The organism is Bacillus suaedaesalsae (genome assembly GCF_016890225.1).
Taxonomy (GTDB): Bacteria; Bacillota; Bacilli; order Bacillales; family SA4; genus Bacillus_BS; species Bacillus_BS suaedaesalsae.
Genome location: NZ_JAFELM010000034.1, coordinates 1 through 16,439 on the forward strand (window position 1 = coordinate 1; position 16,439 = coordinate 16,439).

The 16,439-nt window shown below is 36.8% G+C and carries 20 protein-coding genes; 10 read left to right on the plus strand and 10 right to left on the minus strand.

Going from position 1 to position 16,439, the window contains the following annotated elements:
* Positions 1–879, minus strand: an 879-nt coding sequence (locus JR050_RS13410; protein ID WP_346726756.1) for an IS3 family transposase, incomplete at its 3' end; no start/stop codon positions are given.
* On the minus strand, positions 780–1,343 hold the full coding sequence (locus JR050_RS13415; protein WP_204203384.1) for a helix-turn-helix domain-containing protein: 564 nt from the start codon (positions 1,341–1,343) through the stop codon (positions 780–782). The genes JR050_RS13415 and JR050_RS13410, both read right to left, overlap by 100 nt.
* Before the next feature lie 169 nt (positions 1,344–1,512).
* Between JR050_RS13415 and JR050_RS13420 the strand changes: the two genes are divergently transcribed.
* The gene (locus JR050_RS13420; protein WP_204204019.1) at positions 1,513–2,055 is read left to right on the plus strand and encodes an NADPH-dependent FMN reductase family protein; all 543 of its coding nucleotides are present in this window, start codon (positions 1,513–1,515) and stop codon (positions 2,053–2,055) included.
* A 30-nt stretch (positions 2,056–2,085) separates the two neighbouring features.
* Here JR050_RS13420 and JR050_RS13425 read toward each other — a convergent pair whose 3' ends face one another.
* Together JR050_RS13425 and JR050_RS13430 are read right to left on the minus strand one after the other, a co-directional pair.
* Complete coding sequence (locus tag JR050_RS13425; protein ID WP_204204020.1) at positions 2,086–2,691, minus strand: TetR/AcrR family transcriptional regulator; 606 nt, start codon at positions 2,689–2,691, stop codon at positions 2,086–2,088.
* Positions 2,663–3,934 (minus strand): MFS transporter, encoded by a 1,272-nt coding sequence (locus JR050_RS13430; protein ID WP_204204021.1) that lies wholly within the window; start codon positions 3,932–3,934, stop codon positions 2,663–2,665. Before JR050_RS13430 ends, JR050_RS13425 begins: the two co-directional genes overlap by 29 nt.
* Before the next feature lie 169 nt (positions 3,935–4,103).
* On the opposite strand from JR050_RS13430, the gene yunB reads away from it, so the two are divergent.
* Together yunB and JR050_RS13440 are read left to right on the plus strand one after the other, a co-directional pair.
* Complete coding sequence (gene yunB / locus JR050_RS13435) at positions 4,104–4,883, plus strand: sporulation protein YunB (RefSeq protein ID WP_239454397.1); 780 nt, start codon at positions 4,104–4,106, stop codon at positions 4,881–4,883.
* 113 nt (positions 4,884–4,996) lie between these two features.
* Entirely contained in the window at positions 4,997–5,839 is an 843-nt protein-coding gene (locus tag JR050_RS13440; RefSeq protein WP_204204022.1) for a dimethylarginine dimethylaminohydrolase family protein, read from the plus strand.
* A 331-nt stretch (positions 5,840–6,170) separates the two neighbouring features.
* Here the strand turns inward: JR050_RS13440 and JR050_RS13445 are convergent, their stop codons facing one another.
* Both JR050_RS13445 and JR050_RS13450 read right to left on the minus strand, forming a co-directional pair.
* On the minus strand, positions 6,171–6,308 hold the full coding sequence (locus tag JR050_RS13445) for a hypothetical protein (protein WP_204204023.1): 138 nt from the start codon (positions 6,306–6,308) through the stop codon (positions 6,171–6,173).
* 65 nt (positions 6,309–6,373) lie between these two features.
* Positions 6,374–6,871, minus strand: a complete 498-nt coding sequence (locus JR050_RS13450) for an NUDIX hydrolase (protein ID WP_204204024.1) — start codon at positions 6,869–6,871, stop codon at positions 6,374–6,376.
* A gap of 118 nt (positions 6,872–6,989) precedes the next feature.
* Here JR050_RS13450 and JR050_RS13455 point away from each other — a divergent pair, with 118 nt between their 5' ends.
* The 5 genes from JR050_RS13455 (at position 6,990) to JR050_RS13475 (ending at position 11,879) form a co-directional block, all read left to right on the plus strand.
* Positions 6,990–7,313, plus strand: a complete 324-nt coding sequence (locus JR050_RS13455) for a hypothetical protein (RefSeq protein ID WP_204204025.1) — start codon at positions 6,990–6,992, stop codon at positions 7,311–7,313.
* A 32-nt stretch (positions 7,314–7,345) separates the two neighbouring features.
* The gene (locus JR050_RS13460; protein WP_204204026.1) at positions 7,346–8,299 is read left to right on the plus strand and encodes a phosphotransferase enzyme family protein; all 954 of its coding nucleotides are present in this window, start codon (positions 7,346–7,348) and stop codon (positions 8,297–8,299) included.
* Positions 8,300–8,377: 78 nt separating this feature from the next.
* A complete protein-coding gene (gene katX, locus JR050_RS13465) occupies positions 8,378–10,009 on the plus strand; it encodes a catalase KatX (RefSeq protein ID WP_204204027.1) in 1,632 nt (543 codons plus the stop codon).
* Between the two features lie 242 nt (positions 10,010–10,251).
* Positions 10,252–11,772, plus strand: a complete 1,521-nt coding sequence (locus JR050_RS13470; RefSeq protein WP_204204028.1) for a sodium-dependent transporter — start codon at positions 10,252–10,254, stop codon at positions 11,770–11,772.
* Entirely contained in the window at positions 11,772–11,879 is a 108-nt protein-coding gene (locus JR050_RS13475; protein ID WP_204204029.1) for a methionine/alanine import family NSS transporter small subunit, read from the plus strand. Before JR050_RS13470 ends, JR050_RS13475 begins: the two co-directional genes overlap by 1 nt.
* Before the next feature lie 71 nt (positions 11,880–11,950).
* Here JR050_RS13475 and JR050_RS13480 read toward each other — a convergent pair whose 3' ends face one another.
* On the minus strand, positions 11,951–12,895 hold the full coding sequence (locus JR050_RS13480; RefSeq protein ID WP_204204100.1) for a M23 family metallopeptidase: 945 nt from the start codon (positions 12,893–12,895) through the stop codon (positions 11,951–11,953).
* Positions 12,896–13,351: 456 nt separating this feature from the next.
* Between JR050_RS13480 and lipA the strand changes: the two genes are divergently transcribed.
* The gene (lipA, locus tag JR050_RS13485) at positions 13,352–14,236 is read left to right on the plus strand and encodes a lipoyl synthase (RefSeq protein ID WP_204204030.1); all 885 of its coding nucleotides are present in this window, start codon (positions 13,352–13,354) and stop codon (positions 14,234–14,236) included.
* A 201-nt stretch (positions 14,237–14,437) separates the two neighbouring features.
* Here lipA and JR050_RS13490 read toward each other — a convergent pair whose 3' ends face one another.
* Positions 14,438–15,226, minus strand: coding sequence for a YhcN/YlaJ family sporulation lipoprotein (locus JR050_RS13490; RefSeq protein ID WP_346726754.1), 789 nt, complete (start codon positions 15,224–15,226; stop codon positions 14,438–14,440).
* 130 nt (positions 15,227–15,356) lie between these two features.
* On the opposite strand from JR050_RS13490, the gene JR050_RS13495 reads away from it, so the two are divergent.
* A complete protein-coding gene (locus JR050_RS13495) occupies positions 15,357–15,632 on the plus strand; it encodes a YutD family protein (RefSeq protein ID WP_204204031.1) in 276 nt (91 codons plus the stop codon).
* Positions 15,633–15,651: 19 nt separating this feature from the next.
* Here the strand turns inward: JR050_RS13495 and JR050_RS13500 are convergent, their stop codons facing one another.
* A complete protein-coding gene (locus JR050_RS13500) occupies positions 15,652–15,960 on the minus strand; it encodes a cytosolic protein (RefSeq protein WP_204204032.1) in 309 nt (102 codons plus the stop codon).
* A gap of 115 nt (positions 15,961–16,075) precedes the next feature.
* The gene (locus tag JR050_RS13505; protein ID WP_204204033.1) at positions 16,076–16,342 is read right to left on the minus strand and encodes a DUF3055 domain-containing protein; all 267 of its coding nucleotides are present in this window, start codon (positions 16,340–16,342) and stop codon (positions 16,076–16,078) included.
* Between the last annotated feature and the right edge of the window lie 97 nt (positions 16,343–16,439).

The window sequence follows — 16,439 nt, forward strand, 5'->3', positions numbered from 1 at the left end:
GCCTGCCAATTTTTGCTTTATACGCTTGTTATTATAATAATAGATATAGTCTTCAATTCTCTTTTTTAATTCCTCAAATGAGCACAGTGCTTCTCCATAATACATTTCCTGTTTCATTAACCCGAAAAAATTTTCCATAGGTGAATTATCTAAACAGTTTCCCTTTCGAGACATACTCTGGAACACCTTGTATTCCTTGAGGGTACTTACCCATTGAATATGTTGATACTGCCATCCTTGATCAGAATGTATAGTAGTTCTGAACTTTGAATCTTTAACTATTTCTAGTGCTTCCCCGAGAGGTCTGAGCACTAATTCTAAGGTTGGACGCATACTTATCCCATATGAAAGAACTTCACCGTTGAACATATCCATAATTGGATTTAGATATAGTTTTACATTGTCTGAACACTTGAATTCTGTGATATCAGTGGTTAACTTTTGATGATAAACATTTGTGTAAAAACGACGATTGATAAGGTTTTTGGCAACATTTCCAGTGGTTCCTCTGTACGAACTATACTTACGTGATTTTCGCCCAAACTTATCTGCTTTGAGTCCAAGTTCATCCATGATTCGTTGAACTTTTTTATGATTGACCTTAACCCCGCGATTCTTCAATTCTAGTTTGATACGACGGTACCCATAATTGCCATTATTTTCGTCAAAAATGGATTGAATACTTTCCTCCAGCCCCTGGTCTGGGTTTTCCTTCTTCATCATTTTAATATGATAATGATAGGAGGACTCGGGAATGCCAACTATTTGTAAAACATCTTTTAGTTTGAAGGTTTCTTTGAGTTCGAGTGATAGCGCTGCTTGTGCTTTTCGAGATAGTTTTCCGGATCCATCTGAAAAGCTCGTAACTTTTTTAAGTATTCTACCTCTAAACGAAGAAGCTCGTTTTCCCGTTCCAATTTTTGTTCGTATGTCATTTCTTTTTCTTCGGTGTGTTTATTTTTTCTATTCTTAGCTTTATCAGACATGGATGGCCGTCCTTTCGGTCTATCCAGGGCTTCAGGACCCCCCTCGAGAAATGCCTTCTTCCAAGAGGCTATCATAGGAGTGTTTGTTAGCCCAAATTTAAGGGCTGTTTCAGTTTCTGAAGAACCTGTTCTCTGCATAAAGCTTAATACATCTAGCTTAAATTGAACAGAATATGTTTCCTTATTTTTCTTCTTCATTAAGCCTTCCACACCAAATCTCTCGTATATTTTTACCCATCTCAAAATTGGTGTACTGTCCTTCATACCATACTTTTTAGCCAAAAGGTTATATCCCAATTTCCCCTTTTGATACTCTTTGACTAGGTTTAACTTAAATTTTTCACTGTATTTAGCCATAAAAATACACCCCGAAAATTAGATTTTACTCTAACTTTTGGGGTGCAGTACATTTTTGTTCATTGCTTTTTCATTTTTTTACTAAATATAAATCCGATTTAACAAGAGAACAATAAACCAGTAATGCTCAATGTTAATAAAGCCTTTATAAGAATAGGGAGGACTACCAATGAAAATTTACGTTTTACATTCTAGTATGTTTGGACATACAGAAGTACTTGGTACTGCAGTTGCGGATGGAGCACGTGAAGTTCAAGGGGCAGAAGTTGTTTACAAATCGGTGGACGATGTAGAGCCAGAAGAATTAAATGAGGCAGCAGGTATTATTTGGGGCTCAGGTGGAATTTTTGGTGAGCCCAACGTTAAAATGTCAACATTCTTTTCTAAGCTTGGCTATGCATGGTTCACAGGTGCACTGCAAGGTAAAGTAGGAGGAGTGTTTGCAACAACTACTACACAGCATGGTGGTGTTGAGAATGTATGTAGAGCTCTTCAAACACCAATGTTTCATCATGGTATGATTGTTGTTTCAAATACTGGTGCAATTTCACCGGAAAGAGCACAATATGGATGCCCTTATGGTGCAGTTGCAGTTGTTCCAACAGAAGAATCAAAGGAAGCTCCAATGAATAAACCAAATGATACAGAAATGCAACTGGCAAGGGAATATGGAAAACTGGTTGCAGAGGCTGCAATAAAATTAAGTAAGTAAACACAAAAAGTAACACGGTCAGCTACCGTGTTACTTTTCTAATAATACTTTTTCTAAATAGAACACCAAAGAATCAACTTGTCCTTCAATATCCATAATCGTTGTTCCACCGAAACAATGGTAAAGCAGTAATCCATCAAGTACATTTAATAAAAAATCGGCAATGGCACTGATCGGGAGTTTAGGATAAAATTCTCCACGTTTTACTCCTTCTTCAAGAAGTTCGTTATACATGTTACGCCATGTAACTGAACGGTCTAGTATATAAGACAAGCGTTCTTGATTTCTCCAGCCATTAACACTGTACTCAAATTGAACAGTCCCAAAGTTTGGAATATCAATATGGCGATAGCCTTCAACCATTTCTACTAGTGTATTCCATATTGGTATATCAGAATGAATAATCTCTTCAAATCTCTTAATGTTTTTTTTGTCTCCAAGCTCCACAATTTCACGATACATTTCTTCAGTGCTTGAAAAGTATTGATAAACGCCACCACGACTTAATCCACTTTTCTCGACGATATCCTTCATTGTTGTTGACTCAAAGCCCTTTTCAATAAATACTTCACGAGCGACTTGCAAAAGTTCTAACTTACGATTTTCTTTATATTCCTCCGTCACTTTCGGTGACATGATGACCCCTACTTTCAACACTTCTTTTTGAGATGAGCATCAATGTACCTACACAGATAAGTAACACTCCTGCTAGAACGAACGTTTGAATAACACCAATTGTTTGTGACAACACTCCGCCTAGACCCATCCCGATAAAAGAAGATATGGTTGTGATACTTCCAATTGTACCAAAAACTCGACCAGTTTTAGAAATAGGAACTTGCTTTTGTACACTAATTTGAAAAGGTATGGCAGTAAGCCCAAAGGAAGCACCAGCTATAAAGCAAAGAAGAGGGAATAACAGATAAATTAAGGTAATATCAAGCCTTGTCATTAGTGCAACAAGCGCAAAGGCACCCCCAACCCCAATTCCACCGAGTGAAGTTGTTACTAACACATTTGGTAACTTAATTTTTGTAAGAATAGCGGAAGAGACAAACATTCCAACACCACTGGCCGCCATCGCATATCCAACGAGAGTTGTAGGCTCTTCGAAAATCAAGCGGGCTAATACCATAAATTGAGTATCTGCAATTTGCAGGACAAAAAGTGAAGCACTAAATAAAAACAAACTAGTCAATAAAATAGGGAAACCTTTTAAAATTGCAAAGCCTTCTTTCATCGTGCTAGACAGCTCCTGTAAGGATAACTTAGATGTTGCTGTAATGTCATTTGTTGATTGGATAGCAGTTTTCGGCACAGCAATAAGAAATAATGCAGATAATACAAAACTAATTGCATCAAGGAAAAATGCCCACTGTACCCCGACAGACGCTACTAACAAGCCGCTAATTGTTGGTCCGATTACTTTAGCGCCGTTATCAATCATACCGCTAATTCCAGTAGCCATTTGAATGTCTTCTGGATCTACGATTTCTTTAAGCTTTCCGTTTTTTGCTGGCATGAAAAACGCTACAAAGATACTTTTTAACGTAATTAATACGTAGACTTGCCAAAGTGAAGTAGAGAATGCAACACCTAGTACCGCTATAGCACTCAAAATATCGGAAATGATCATGATCTTTTTTCGATCAAATTTGTCTGCAATGCTTCCCGCAATAGGACCCACCACTATCATTGGTCCGGCAAAACAGAGCATTAAGGCAGATACGGCAATGGGAGAGGCGTTCCACTTAATTGCTACTAATGTCATCACTGCTAAAATATCAAGCCAATCACCTAAGGATGATACGATTTGTGAAGAAATTAACCATAAATATGATTTATTCTTTAATAAAGTTGATCTTCTTTTCGATTCCATTTAGTAAAGCCTCCTTTTAACTTCTAAACTGACACCTGTGTCGTTATTATAAACCGACACGAGTGTCAGTTTCAATACCTTTTTCTAAAAATAGGTAAAAAATTTATAAGGACAAAATAGGCTTATCTCTGACCGTGAGAGCATACATATCTTATAGGGAGGGATCAGCTTGGCAAAGTTTCGTGGAATTGGCCCGCCAAAAGTTAAAAAGGGAAAGGGACCGTTGCCTTTTCGTTACGTGTTTTTATTATCATTTGTCATGTTCATGTTTTCGACTGCTATTGGGCTTTTTATTGTAAATGAAGGAATTGAACCGGTTTTGCAGGATTTTGCCAATAATGAAACAAAGAGAGTTGCAACTCTTGCAATAAATAAGGCGGTTAATCAAAAGGTTGCAGAAGGGTTAGATGTTAGAGAGCTATTCATTACAAAAGAAAATACAAGTCAAGAGATTACTATGGTAAATGTAGATAACGCTATGGTAGCAAAGGTTCAATCAGAAACTACCACAGCTGTACAAAAATACCTTAAATTAGCTGAAGAAGGGAAGATTGAACAGTTAGAAGTATTAACTGAAATTGAAATCGAAAAAAGTAGAGATTCTATTGAACAAGGAATCATTAGGGAAATACCATTAGGGCAGGCAACAAATATGGCTATTTTGGGTAATTTAGGACCAAAAATACCGATAAGCTTTACAACAGTTGGGCAAGTAGAATCTGATGTTATTCATAAGATTGAAGAATTTGGAATAAATAATTTCCGTATATTAGTGCTTGTAAAAATTGAGGTAAGTGTACAGGTAATTGTTCCTTTTTCAACCAAAATCACAACAGTAAAGAATACAATTCCAATTGGTGATGTCATTTTACCTGGTAAAGTACCAGATTTTTATAACGGCTCAGGTGGTGATGGAGTAAATCCATCAATAGAAATCTCTCCTGATTGATCTCGTTAGAGAGGCGCATATCAAATTGCGTCTCTCTTTTTTGTTCTCAAATTTTATATGTACATAGTAAGTAGGAAATAGTAAGCCTACAAGTCTGTAAACAGGAGGAGCCGATGATACAATCATTTAACATTCATTGCAGAAACGAATACGATAAACTAAAAACTGTCATTGTTTGTCCGCCGTTAAGTTTATCAAAAGGAAAATCATTGTATTCGATAAATGGAGAATCACATAAAGTAACGATTAAACTTGATCAAGCGATGTCTCAGCACGGTGAGTTTACGAGAATACTGAAGGAACAAGGAATTGAGGTTTTGTACCTTCCAAGTATTAAGCAATTCACAGAAGGTGTTTTTACAAGAGATATTGCTTATACACTTGGGACAGAGCTTTTTATTTCGAAAATGGCTCATCCTCCTAGAACAGGTGAGGAAGAGATCCTAATTGAAATGTTAGATGAACGTGGAATACCTCATCATGATTTAATGAAAGATCATATCGAAGGTGGGGATGTTCTAATTGATGGTTCAACTATTTATGTAGGAATTAGTAATCGTACTTCACAACAATCAGCTGACCACTTGCAAAAACTACTTCCTCAATATGAAGTCATTTCTTTACCATTTAGTGATGAATTCCTCCACTTGGATTGCTTATTTAATATCATTTCTCCAACTGAAGCCATTTTATATCCAGGTGAATTTGGACCAGAAAAGGAAGGCTTGCTTAGAGAGCGTTACGAGATCATAGAGGTATCTTCTGAAGAGCAAAAAACACTGGGGACGAACGTACTTTCCATCGGTGAGAAAAAAATTATTAGCCAGCCGATGAATGAAAATGTCAATCGACAACTTCGTAATAGAGGGTATGAAGTGATTTTGATCGATTTCTCTGAGATTATTAGAGCAGGTGGTGCATTTCGTTGTTGTTCATTGCCACTATGGAGAGACTAAAAATAGAGGTTGGGACATAATAATAGTTCGGGTTTATCATTACTTTGTTATTTATTAATCAGTTAAACTGGAAGAACAAGTTCGTTCCATTGCGCTGCAGACACTCGCTTTCCGCGGGGAGGAAGCTGAGCCTCCTCGGCTATGCCTGCGGGGTCTCAGCCTTTCCTCTACTTCCCGCAGGAGTCGAGTGTCTTCCGCTCCATTCCACTAGTTATTTATAAATAGGATGTAAAATCAAATCTAAAGCAACAAATAAAGACCCGAACTATTAGGTGAATATATCGCCTAATAGTACGGGTTTATCATGGCCTGAAATACATAAGTCCCAGCCTCAATCTTCTTTGTCTGAATTCGCTGCGCCATCTTCTACGATCGTACGAAGCTCATTCCAAAAGTAACTGCCTTCCGCAATCGACTCACATTCGTTAATTTCGGTTATGTGTTCTATTTGTTGTTCATCCTTTTTCATAATAACCTCCTAAATCTTGCAAGCTGTATTTTTAGCGTTTTCAGTTTTAGGAGATTATATACTTGCTAATGATTTGAAGCTTTTAAGGCTTCTTCTAGAATCAGCCTATGTAAAATATGATCGTCTATAACATTTGTAAATAAATCAGGTTCTACCCAAATACGAGCAGTAGCTTCATAGTCCCCCTGGAAAGGAAGAATCTCATGAATATCCATTCGATAATATACTTGATAACCTACGAGCGGGTATTTTCCATCTGGTTCATAAAGCGGGTTGTCTTCATGATTTACTTCAATGTAACCAAGTAAAGTTACTTTCCCATTCACATAACCTTCTTCCAATGCTTCACGATGGAAAGTATCTTCGGCAGACTCGCCTTTTTCAATATGCCCCCCGGGTGTATTAAATCCTCTGTCTTTAATTTTGACTAACAGAATGTTGCCTTCATTAAAACAATAGCCATGAACACTTGTTATTAATTTTTCATCAGGTAGGACTTTAGATGGTTTCCACGTTAATTTAACAATGTTTCCATCCCAGTTTGCCAATGTGGTGTTAATCATGATAACCAACCTCCTATTCATATTTTCTATTGTAAGATAAGAATACCTTTTGGGAAAATATGTACTTGTAGTGAAACTTTTACAATTTTTGCTCGTAAAGAAGGAGGGGGGATGAACAATGATGAAGAATGTTGTAGTAGTAATGGGGACAATCTTGATGAAATGTATTTTACTTTTGGGAATAGCGTATTTACTAGGATGGAAGTTTATTGACTTTGCAATTCTAGGTGGTGTCGCTTTATTTGGAACTGTTTGGTTTTTCCAAATGAATTCAGTACAAAAAAATAACCAGGAGAACTCATATTTACGAGGAATGTTCGGAAATGATACACCAAAAGTAAGTGTATTTCGCTTTAAAATGAATCCCGTATTAATAGGGATGATTGTATATATCATCTTAAGTGGGGTTACTACATTTGTTTATTATATAGAGTACTTCTAAAAATTTAAGTAATGAACGGGGAAAAACTACATATGATGAAGCTCAGTTTAATGAAAGACATTGTCCAGACAGTAAATTCCGAGTGGAAAAGTAATCTGGCAGAAGAAATAATGAAACGCTGGGACTATGACTTAGGTTCTGTCTATTACTGGAGAGCGAGTGCCAACTTTGTATTTGTATGTAAAAAAGAAGGAAAACGCTTATTTTTACGATTCAACTCAGTAAATGAAAGAACACTGGAACAACTAGAAAGTGAGATTACATTGATTAATGAAATTAGTGAACATCACCTTCGAGTAGCAAAACCTATTATATCTAAGAACAATCATTATATTGAAAAAGTAGATACAAAATTAGGTGTTTTTTATGCAACTTTGTTTGAAGGTTTAGAAGGTGAACAGCTTGAAATTGAAAATCTAAATTCAGAGCAATATTACACATGGGGCTGTGCGTTAGGGAAGTTGCATGAAGTAAGTAAACAGTTGAATGCAGAAAATGTACGAAAACGTCAAAGTTGGAAAGAGCATGCTGAGTTTATTAAGAGTCAGGTTGATAAAGAACTAATAGTGGAAATTGAAATACTAATGGTAGAATTAGAGGCTTTACCAACAACGAAGGATAACTTTGGGTTAATACATTTCGATTTTGAGCTTGATAATTTATATTGGAATAATGGTAAAATCAGTATCCTTGATTTCGATGATGCTTCGTATTATTGGTATGTAGCAGATATTGCGTATGCCCTGCGAGATCTAGAAGACCTTTATGGTGAGACATTTGAAGCATTTATGAGTGGTTACATAAGTCAAACTTCTGTAGATGAAGAGGTGTTATCAAAACTACCGCTATTTATAAGATTCCATGAACTTTATATACATGCAAGGCTAAAAAGAGCTGTAGATCTAGAAGTCAATGCTAATCAACCTTCTTGGTTAAATGGATTAATTGAGAAGCTAGAAGGTAGATTAAAACAAATTAGTAGATAAAATTTTTATATTATACAATAAACTGTCCAAATTAAGGAAATACTGTTTTGTGCAGTATATAAATTGGAGGTTTAATGTATGAATGACAATGAATACAGGGGTACAAATGTTAACGGAGAGGGTGAACAATCAGAAACTACGGGTAAGAATGAAACTTCTGATACGTTAACAAATAGACAAGGTCATCCAGTCACAGATAATCAGAATGTAAGAACAGTAGGCAACCGTGGACCTACAACATTAGAAAATTATGATTTTCTCGAAAAAATTAGTCATTTTGATCGTGAGAGAATACCAGAGCGTGTTGTTCATGCAAGGGGTGCAGGTGCTCATGGTTATTTTGAACCTTATGGTACATATGGAGACGAGCCAATTTCTAAATATACAAGAGCAAAGCTGTTTCAAGAGAAAGGGAAGCAAACTCCAATTTTTATTCGCTTCTCAACAGTAACTCATAGTACTGCGTCACCAGAAACGTTAAGAGATCCAAGAGGGTTTGCCATTAAGTTTTATACGGAGGATGGAAATTGGGACTTAGTTGGGAATAACTTAAAGATTTTCTTTATCCGTGATCCATTAAAGTTTCCTGATTTAGTTCATGCTTTTAAACCAGATCCTGTTACGAATATTCAGGATGGAGAAAGAATCTTTGATTTCATCTCCCAATCTCCTGAAGCGATGCACATGATTACGTTTTTATTTTCACCTTGGGGGATTCCTGCTAACTATAGACAAATGCAAGGATCGGGAGTTCACGCTTATCGATGGGTTAATGAAAAGGGTGAAGCAGTACTTGTAAAATATCACTTTGAACCAAAGCAAGGAATAAAAAACTTAACGCAAGAAGAGGCAGAGAAAGTACAAGGAAAGAACTTCAATCATGCTACTCAAGATTTGTATGAAGCAATTGAAAAAGGTGAATACCCTGAATGGGAAATGTTTGTACAAATCATGAGTGATGACGAACATCCAGAGCTAGACTTTGATCCGCTTGATCCAACAAAACTCTGGTATAAAGATCAGTTTCCATGGGTTCCTGTAGGGAAAATTGTACTAAATAAAAACCCTGAAAACTATTTTGCTGAATTAGAACAGGTTGCTTTCGGTACAGGGGTTTTAGTGGACGGTCTAGACTTTTCTGACGATAAATTACTTCAAGGGAGAACGTTTTCCTATTCAGATACTCAGCGTTATCGGGTTGGAGCGAATTATCTGCAGCTTCCGATTAATGCACCAAAAAAGCATGTTGCCACTAATCAAGAGGGCGGTCAAATGCTATATAAAGTTGACCGAGGAGCAAATCAAAATCCACATGTTAACTATGAACCATCCATATTAGGCGGATTAAAGGAAGCAAAACAATCCGGGAAAGACCATACTCCTTTTGTTGAAGGAGATGTGAAAAGAGAAAAGATTGATCGTACAAATGATTATGGTCAAGCTGGTGAAACATATCGTAGATTTAACGATTGGGAACGAGATGAGTTAATAAAAAATCTTGTCAATACACTAAAACCAGCACATGAAGAAATTCAAAATACGATGATTGAGCACTTAACGATGTGTGACCCTGATTATGGACGTAGAGTAGCAGAAGGATTGCATAGCAAAAGTGCCGATGAAACAGCACATGGACCAATTGGAACAACGGATACTGAAGAAGCTGTAAAATTAGCAGAAGAAATGGGACATGCTTCTGATCCATATTAAAATTCCATCCTAAAAAAGCTATCCAAATATGGGTAGCTTTTTCTTTTTGTTATATTAGTTCGTATGTACCAAGCTTCTTTTAAATCTAAAAAATTACTTACTCAAAAGTATTTTGAAAGTTTGTCTTTACATTATCATATTGTGTGATTATACTAACTATATATTAAATAATCAGATTATTTAAAAGTTTCCAAATTACCTAAAATTAAGGTGGTTTGGGAACAAAGAAGGAGGTCAAAAGGATGGATAATCGTCCTCAATGGGGAACACGTGCAGGTTTTATCTTAGCAGCAGTTGGTTCCGCAATAGGTCTAGGGAACATTTGGAGATTCCCAGCAGTAGCTTATGAAAATGGTGGAGGCGCATTTTTTATTCCGTATTTGTTTGCACTTTTAACAGCCGGTATTCCACTATTGATCCTAGAGTTTACAATAGGTCATAAGTATCGTGGCTCAGCTCCGTTATCTTATGCAAGATTGAACAAGAAGACAGAGTGGTTAGGATGGTGGCAAGTAGCTGTATCATTCGTTATTGCTTGTTATTATCCAGTTATTATCGCATGGGCGATGTCTTATTCTGCTTTCTCATTCAACCAAAACTGGGGAACAGACACAGCAGGTTTCTTAATTGGTGAGTATTTACAAGTAGGAGCACCAGGAGAGATTGGCGGATTAGTACCTGGAGTATTTTTACCACTGTTAATTGTTTGGGCAATTACACTTGGTGTCCTTTTCAAAGGTGTTAAAAAAGGAATTGAAATGATTAATCGCGTTTGTATTCCTTTGCTAGTTGTACTATTTTTAATTGTCGTTCTCCGTGCGGTCACGTTGGATGGAGCTGCAGAAGGCTTGAATGCTTTCTTTACACCAAACTGGGATAGCATTATGGATGGTAAGGTTTGGGTAGCGGCATATGGACAAATTTTCTTTAGTTTATCAATTGCATTTGCTATCATGATTACTTATTCAAGTTATCTTCCAAAGAAGTCTGATTTAACAAATAATGCCTTCATTACTGGTTTTGGTAACTCTGCATTTGAACTTTTAGCTGGTATTGGAGTTTTCAGTGCACTAGGATTTATGGCAATGCAAGTTGGAAAGCCTGTAGAAGAGGTTGTATCATCTGGAGTAGGATTAGCATTCATTGTATTCCCACAAATCATTAACGAAATGCCAGCGTTAAATGGGCTTTTCGGATTCCTATTCTTTGGATCATTAGTATTAGCAGGATTAACGTCACTCATCTCAATCGTTGAAACGTTTATCGCTGGTATTCAAGATAAGTTTAAATTTTCACGTACAAAGGCAGTATTGATTGGTGGGGGAGCAGCAGCTTTAGTATCTGTACTATTTGCTACTAGAGGTGGATTAAACTTCTTAGACGTAGCTGATTACTTCATTAATAACTTTGGTGTTACGTTAGCAGGTCTTGCAGAAGTAGTTGTCATTGCATGGGTGCTGAAAGAGCTTAAAAACCTGCAGGCACATGCAAATGGAGTATCAGATATCATGTTAGGAGCATGGTGGAAAATCTGCTTGGGTATTATTACACCAATTGTACTTGGATATATGATGTTCGATAATATCCGAAAAAACTTAAACCCTGAAACATTTTACGGTAATGGTGACTATGGTCTATCCTTCTTAATCTATTCTGGATGGGTAGTTGCTGGTTTAGCCCTTGTAGTTGGTATTGTATTCTCATTATTCAAGTGGGATCGACAAACACTAAACGTACCAGATAACAAGGAGGTATCTCAATAATGGGCGCAAGCGCAATTTTTATGATGGTTGTAGGTATCGTAATTATTTGGGGCGGATTAGCTGCAAGTATTACCTTTGCTGTTAGGAAAGCAAAACAAAACTCATAACAAATTGAAAGACAGGTTCGAAAACAGAACCTGTCTTTTTTATTGACTAAAAAGAAATATAAACTATTTAACTATTTTCGATTACGCTCTTGTCTTTCCCAAGCTCTTAAATGTGGGAATGGATCAAATGACCATTCTGTATATCCATTATCTTTATACATACCGTAATGTAGATGTGGAGGAAACTTACCTGCTGTACCAGGAGGACCATAGCCAGAGCTTCCAACAGACCCAATAATCATGCCAGGCTCAACAATTTGTCCTACCGTAAGATCCTTGGCAAACCCATTTAAGTGAGCAAAGTAATGGTATGTATTATTTAAATCACGAATACCTACTCTCCATCCACCAAATCGGTTCCAGCCTTTAACCTCTATAATTCCATAACATGTCGAACGAACAGGTACGCCATAATTTGCAAAAATATCTGTACCTTCATGCATACGTAAGCCGCCCCAACCTCTTCGATCACCCCACGTATTTTTATAACTATGGTTACTTCGAATCGGTACTGGGAATGCATGCTGATCTAACTCTAACCTCCCAAAATGCTTAAACACTTTCATGTGACCCATAATCAATGCCACTGTTTTGTCACGCTGATAGTAATCCCATAAAGCGATTTTTACATTATGATGATCACTTCCATAGGATTGAATATAATTGGCCATCGTATATAAGACATCCTCATCATCTAATCGGTTGGCCACACCGTCACCATTTCCATCTTGTCCCATACCCCCAAATACCCCGATTGTGACTGGGTTTGTATCTTCACTGTTAGGGTTAATAGGTCCACTCCATACCTCTTTCGGATAATATATGCCGATTGCACCTTCTGGCTTTGGCAAATCCTTTCGAGAGAAGCGTAAGTTTCGCTCATATTGATCAACGGCGGCTAGATAGTACCATGGAATTTGAGTTAGAGCCTCCATTTTCGTATATAATTCCATCCTTATTTGATAAAGCTTTGCTTGTTCTTCCCCAGTTATTGCATGTGTCATGTTCGGGGACATGATTGAAAAGAAAAGTAACAATATGAACAATCTTTTCACCGTTAAACTCCTTTCTTTCATGCTCGAAACAAAAGAAAAAGAATCGAACATCAACTGTTTTCCTCTACCAATAAATTTCTTTTGACTGTCTTATATAGCTAGGCAAGTTTTTCTAACTTTAGTTTGCAAAAGAAGTATCAAAAACATTAATGCGAATTTATGGTAATTTACTTTTGTTTAATTTGTGGTAGGAAAATATGAGGTCCAACCCAATATAATCAGTGGGAAATTTACTTAGTTGGCGGATATTGCAAAGGTATGTTAAAGTGAAATGGACTACTATGATATATTTCTTGGCTTATAAGAAAATATATAACTTTCTTAACGCATAAGAAAAACTAAGACAATCTCCTGCGTCTAAAGACTTGTCGCTAGCCAAGTTTTTCTAAAAAATTTACATATATAGGAGTGATCGGCATGGCCAAGAATGAGGAATACGTTCGAAAGCCTGAATGGCTAAAGATCAAATTAAATACAAACGAGAATTACACTGGCTTAAAGAAAATGATGAGAGAAAAAAACCTACATACAGTATGTGAAGAGGCGAGATGCCCTAACATTCATGAGTGCTGGGCGGTTCGTAAGACCGCAACATTTATGATTTTAGGTGATGTTTGTACAAGAGCATGCCGATTCTGTGCAGTAAAGACTGGTCTTCCTAATGAACTGGATTTGAAAGAGCCAGAACGTGTAGCAGATAGTGTGTCTATAATGGGGCTAAAGCATGCTGTTATTACGGCAGTAGCTCGTGATGATTTAAAAGATGGCGGAGCAACTGTATTTGCAGAAACAGTACGAGCAGTTCGTCGAAAAAATCCTTTTACTTCAATTGAAGTGTTACCATCAGATATGAATGGTGAGTATGAAAACTTAAAAACATTGATGGATGCTAAGCCAGACATCCTAAACCATAACATCGAAACCGTGCGCCGTTTATCAGACCGTGTTCGTGCTAGAGCAAAATACGATCGTTCTTTAGAATTTTTACGCAGAGCGAAGGAAATGTATCCAGAAATTCCTACAAAATCAAGTATCATGGTTGGGCTTGGTGAAACGAAGGAAGATATTATTGAAACAATGGACGACCTTCGTGCTAACAATGTGGATATCATGACAATCGGTCAATATTTACAACCATCGAAAAAACATTTACCAGTCTTAAAATATTATCACCCAGATGAGTTCCAAGAACTAAAGGAAATCGCCTTAAGTAAAGGATTCAGCCATTGTGAAGCGGGACCACTGGTTAGATCTTCATATCATGCAGATGAACAAGTGAATGCAGCGAAACAACAAGCATAATGCAGAGCGAGCTACTATTGTAGCTCGTTTTTTATTTAGTTTGTATTCTGTAGATAAATTGGAACAATGTTTACGAATAGACTTTTTATGAGCACAAATCATTATTTAAGAGCCAAACTGGCACAATTAAGAGTCTTTGACCATAAAACGGAAATTGCAAATGAAAAAACCAGCACACGGTTAGGTGCACTGGTCTTCTATTTACAATCGATTGTTACGATACGTTTCACCATTATCGTCTGTGTCATTCATTTTTGCTCTATCATCTTTATCATCTGTTTTCACTGTATCTTGTGTGTTGCCGGTATTGTTTTCGGTTGTACCTTCGTTCATATCCTCGTCGATTTCTTCATTGTTCTCATTGATCATTTCGCCATTTGCGTTTTCACCATCACTTAGCTTACGCCCTTGTGGTGCATTTAACATATCTTTAATGGTTGTATCTAATATTCGGTCAATATCACGACTGTTAGAATCAAGACGGCCGTATTTTTGTACTTCATCAATCATCATCGGTTCATCTGAAACATAAACGTGATACCAGCGAGGTACAACGGACATTGCTGTTTTCTTAACCTGGTCTGCTGTTTCAAAGCGGTTAGATGAGTCTGTCTCATAAGCAATTAATACTTCTTCATCTGTAACTAATGTACCTACATCGTTTACGTTAGGAAGTAAAATCGTCATTTTACTAATCAAGTCAGCAACCTGCTCACGGTCAATCTGAGGCATATCACCAACATAATACTCATTTTCACCTGCAATAGGGCTCTTTTGATGACGAACAAATCCGAAGTTAGTACCTGCTTCGTCATGATCACCATTGTTATTCATGTTTCTGCTATTATATAGTTCATTTTTATCAGACACATGAATCGCTCTGTTGCCAGTTTCCTTATGAAAATCTTGATCATCCGAAAATGCCTCATACTGACAAGCAGTTAACATTGAAAGTGCGGATATCCCAACTAACAAAAGTTTTTTATTCACTTTCGTCACCCCCTTACACTTATGTTCACCTAAATTATTGATTTTCTACTTAGAAATTGTTGGTGAAGTCAAGGAAGAATAGCGATTTGTCCCAGCTTTATGGTAAAATAGAGGAAATAGAGGTGAGGATATGTTCCAAATTAATCATTTAACGTATGAAGTATTGGAAGATTATCGTGAAGGCTTTAATGAGGAAGCCCTTCGAGGTAGATATAGTGAGATCCTAAATAAGTATGATTACATTGTAGGTGATTGGGGTTATAACCAACTTCGTCTTAAAGGCTTCTTTGATGATCAAAATCAAAAGGCAACCTATGATACAAAAATCAGTACGCTAAAAGAGTATTTGTACGAGTACTGTAACTTTGGTTGTGCTTATTTCGTACTTCGTAAAGTGAAAAAATAGAAATCGGAAGATCCGATTTCTATTTTTCTTTGCTAAAGGTTGGGGTTGTAAATGGTTGTTCTTCATTCACTTCTGGGTCATCGTGGGTAGGATGAGCACCAGGAAATTGTCTTGGAATATCTTGATGAAGATTTTTAAATTCATAATTAAAGGCACTATATGTTCTTTGCCCCTCTTGCCAAGGTGTTGATTTATTTTGAACAGGTTCATCAGCACCAATTGGACAACCATAAGGTCCTTCTGGCATGTGGTTTGGTACAATAAAGTTACGCATAGCTTCTACATTAGAGAAATCTGTGTACGTTTCTGTATCTTTATTGTCTACCATTGACATCACCTCTTTTAAGACTTTAGGCTTGGGTGATCAGTTCAACTTACAATCATTCAAAATGTTTGTAAGTATCCCCTATCTCTGGTAGTGTTCCCCGTTTTATTTTATCTCATTAGACGATTTCGTATAAGAAAGAACGAAGCTCTTCAGCATCCTCTTCGTTTAAGTTATAAGCTTCCTCTAAATATCCCGGTTCATCTAAATCATCTTGTCCAATGATAGCGAAACGGCCACCTTGTATATCTAAAACAAGTTTCTTCCCGTAATATCGATCTGAAACAATGATCGCTAAATCAAAACGAGCATTTTCACCCATAAAACTTACAAATCTCGTGTTTGTCTGTACAGTATCATCATAAAGGTACATGCGTTCAGCCATAAAAAAAACCTCCTAACGTTCATATAGTTCTTATAGTAACATATTTTTTCCAAGGATTCTTTCCAGAATCATAAAAAAGAAAAGGAGAATATTGTCG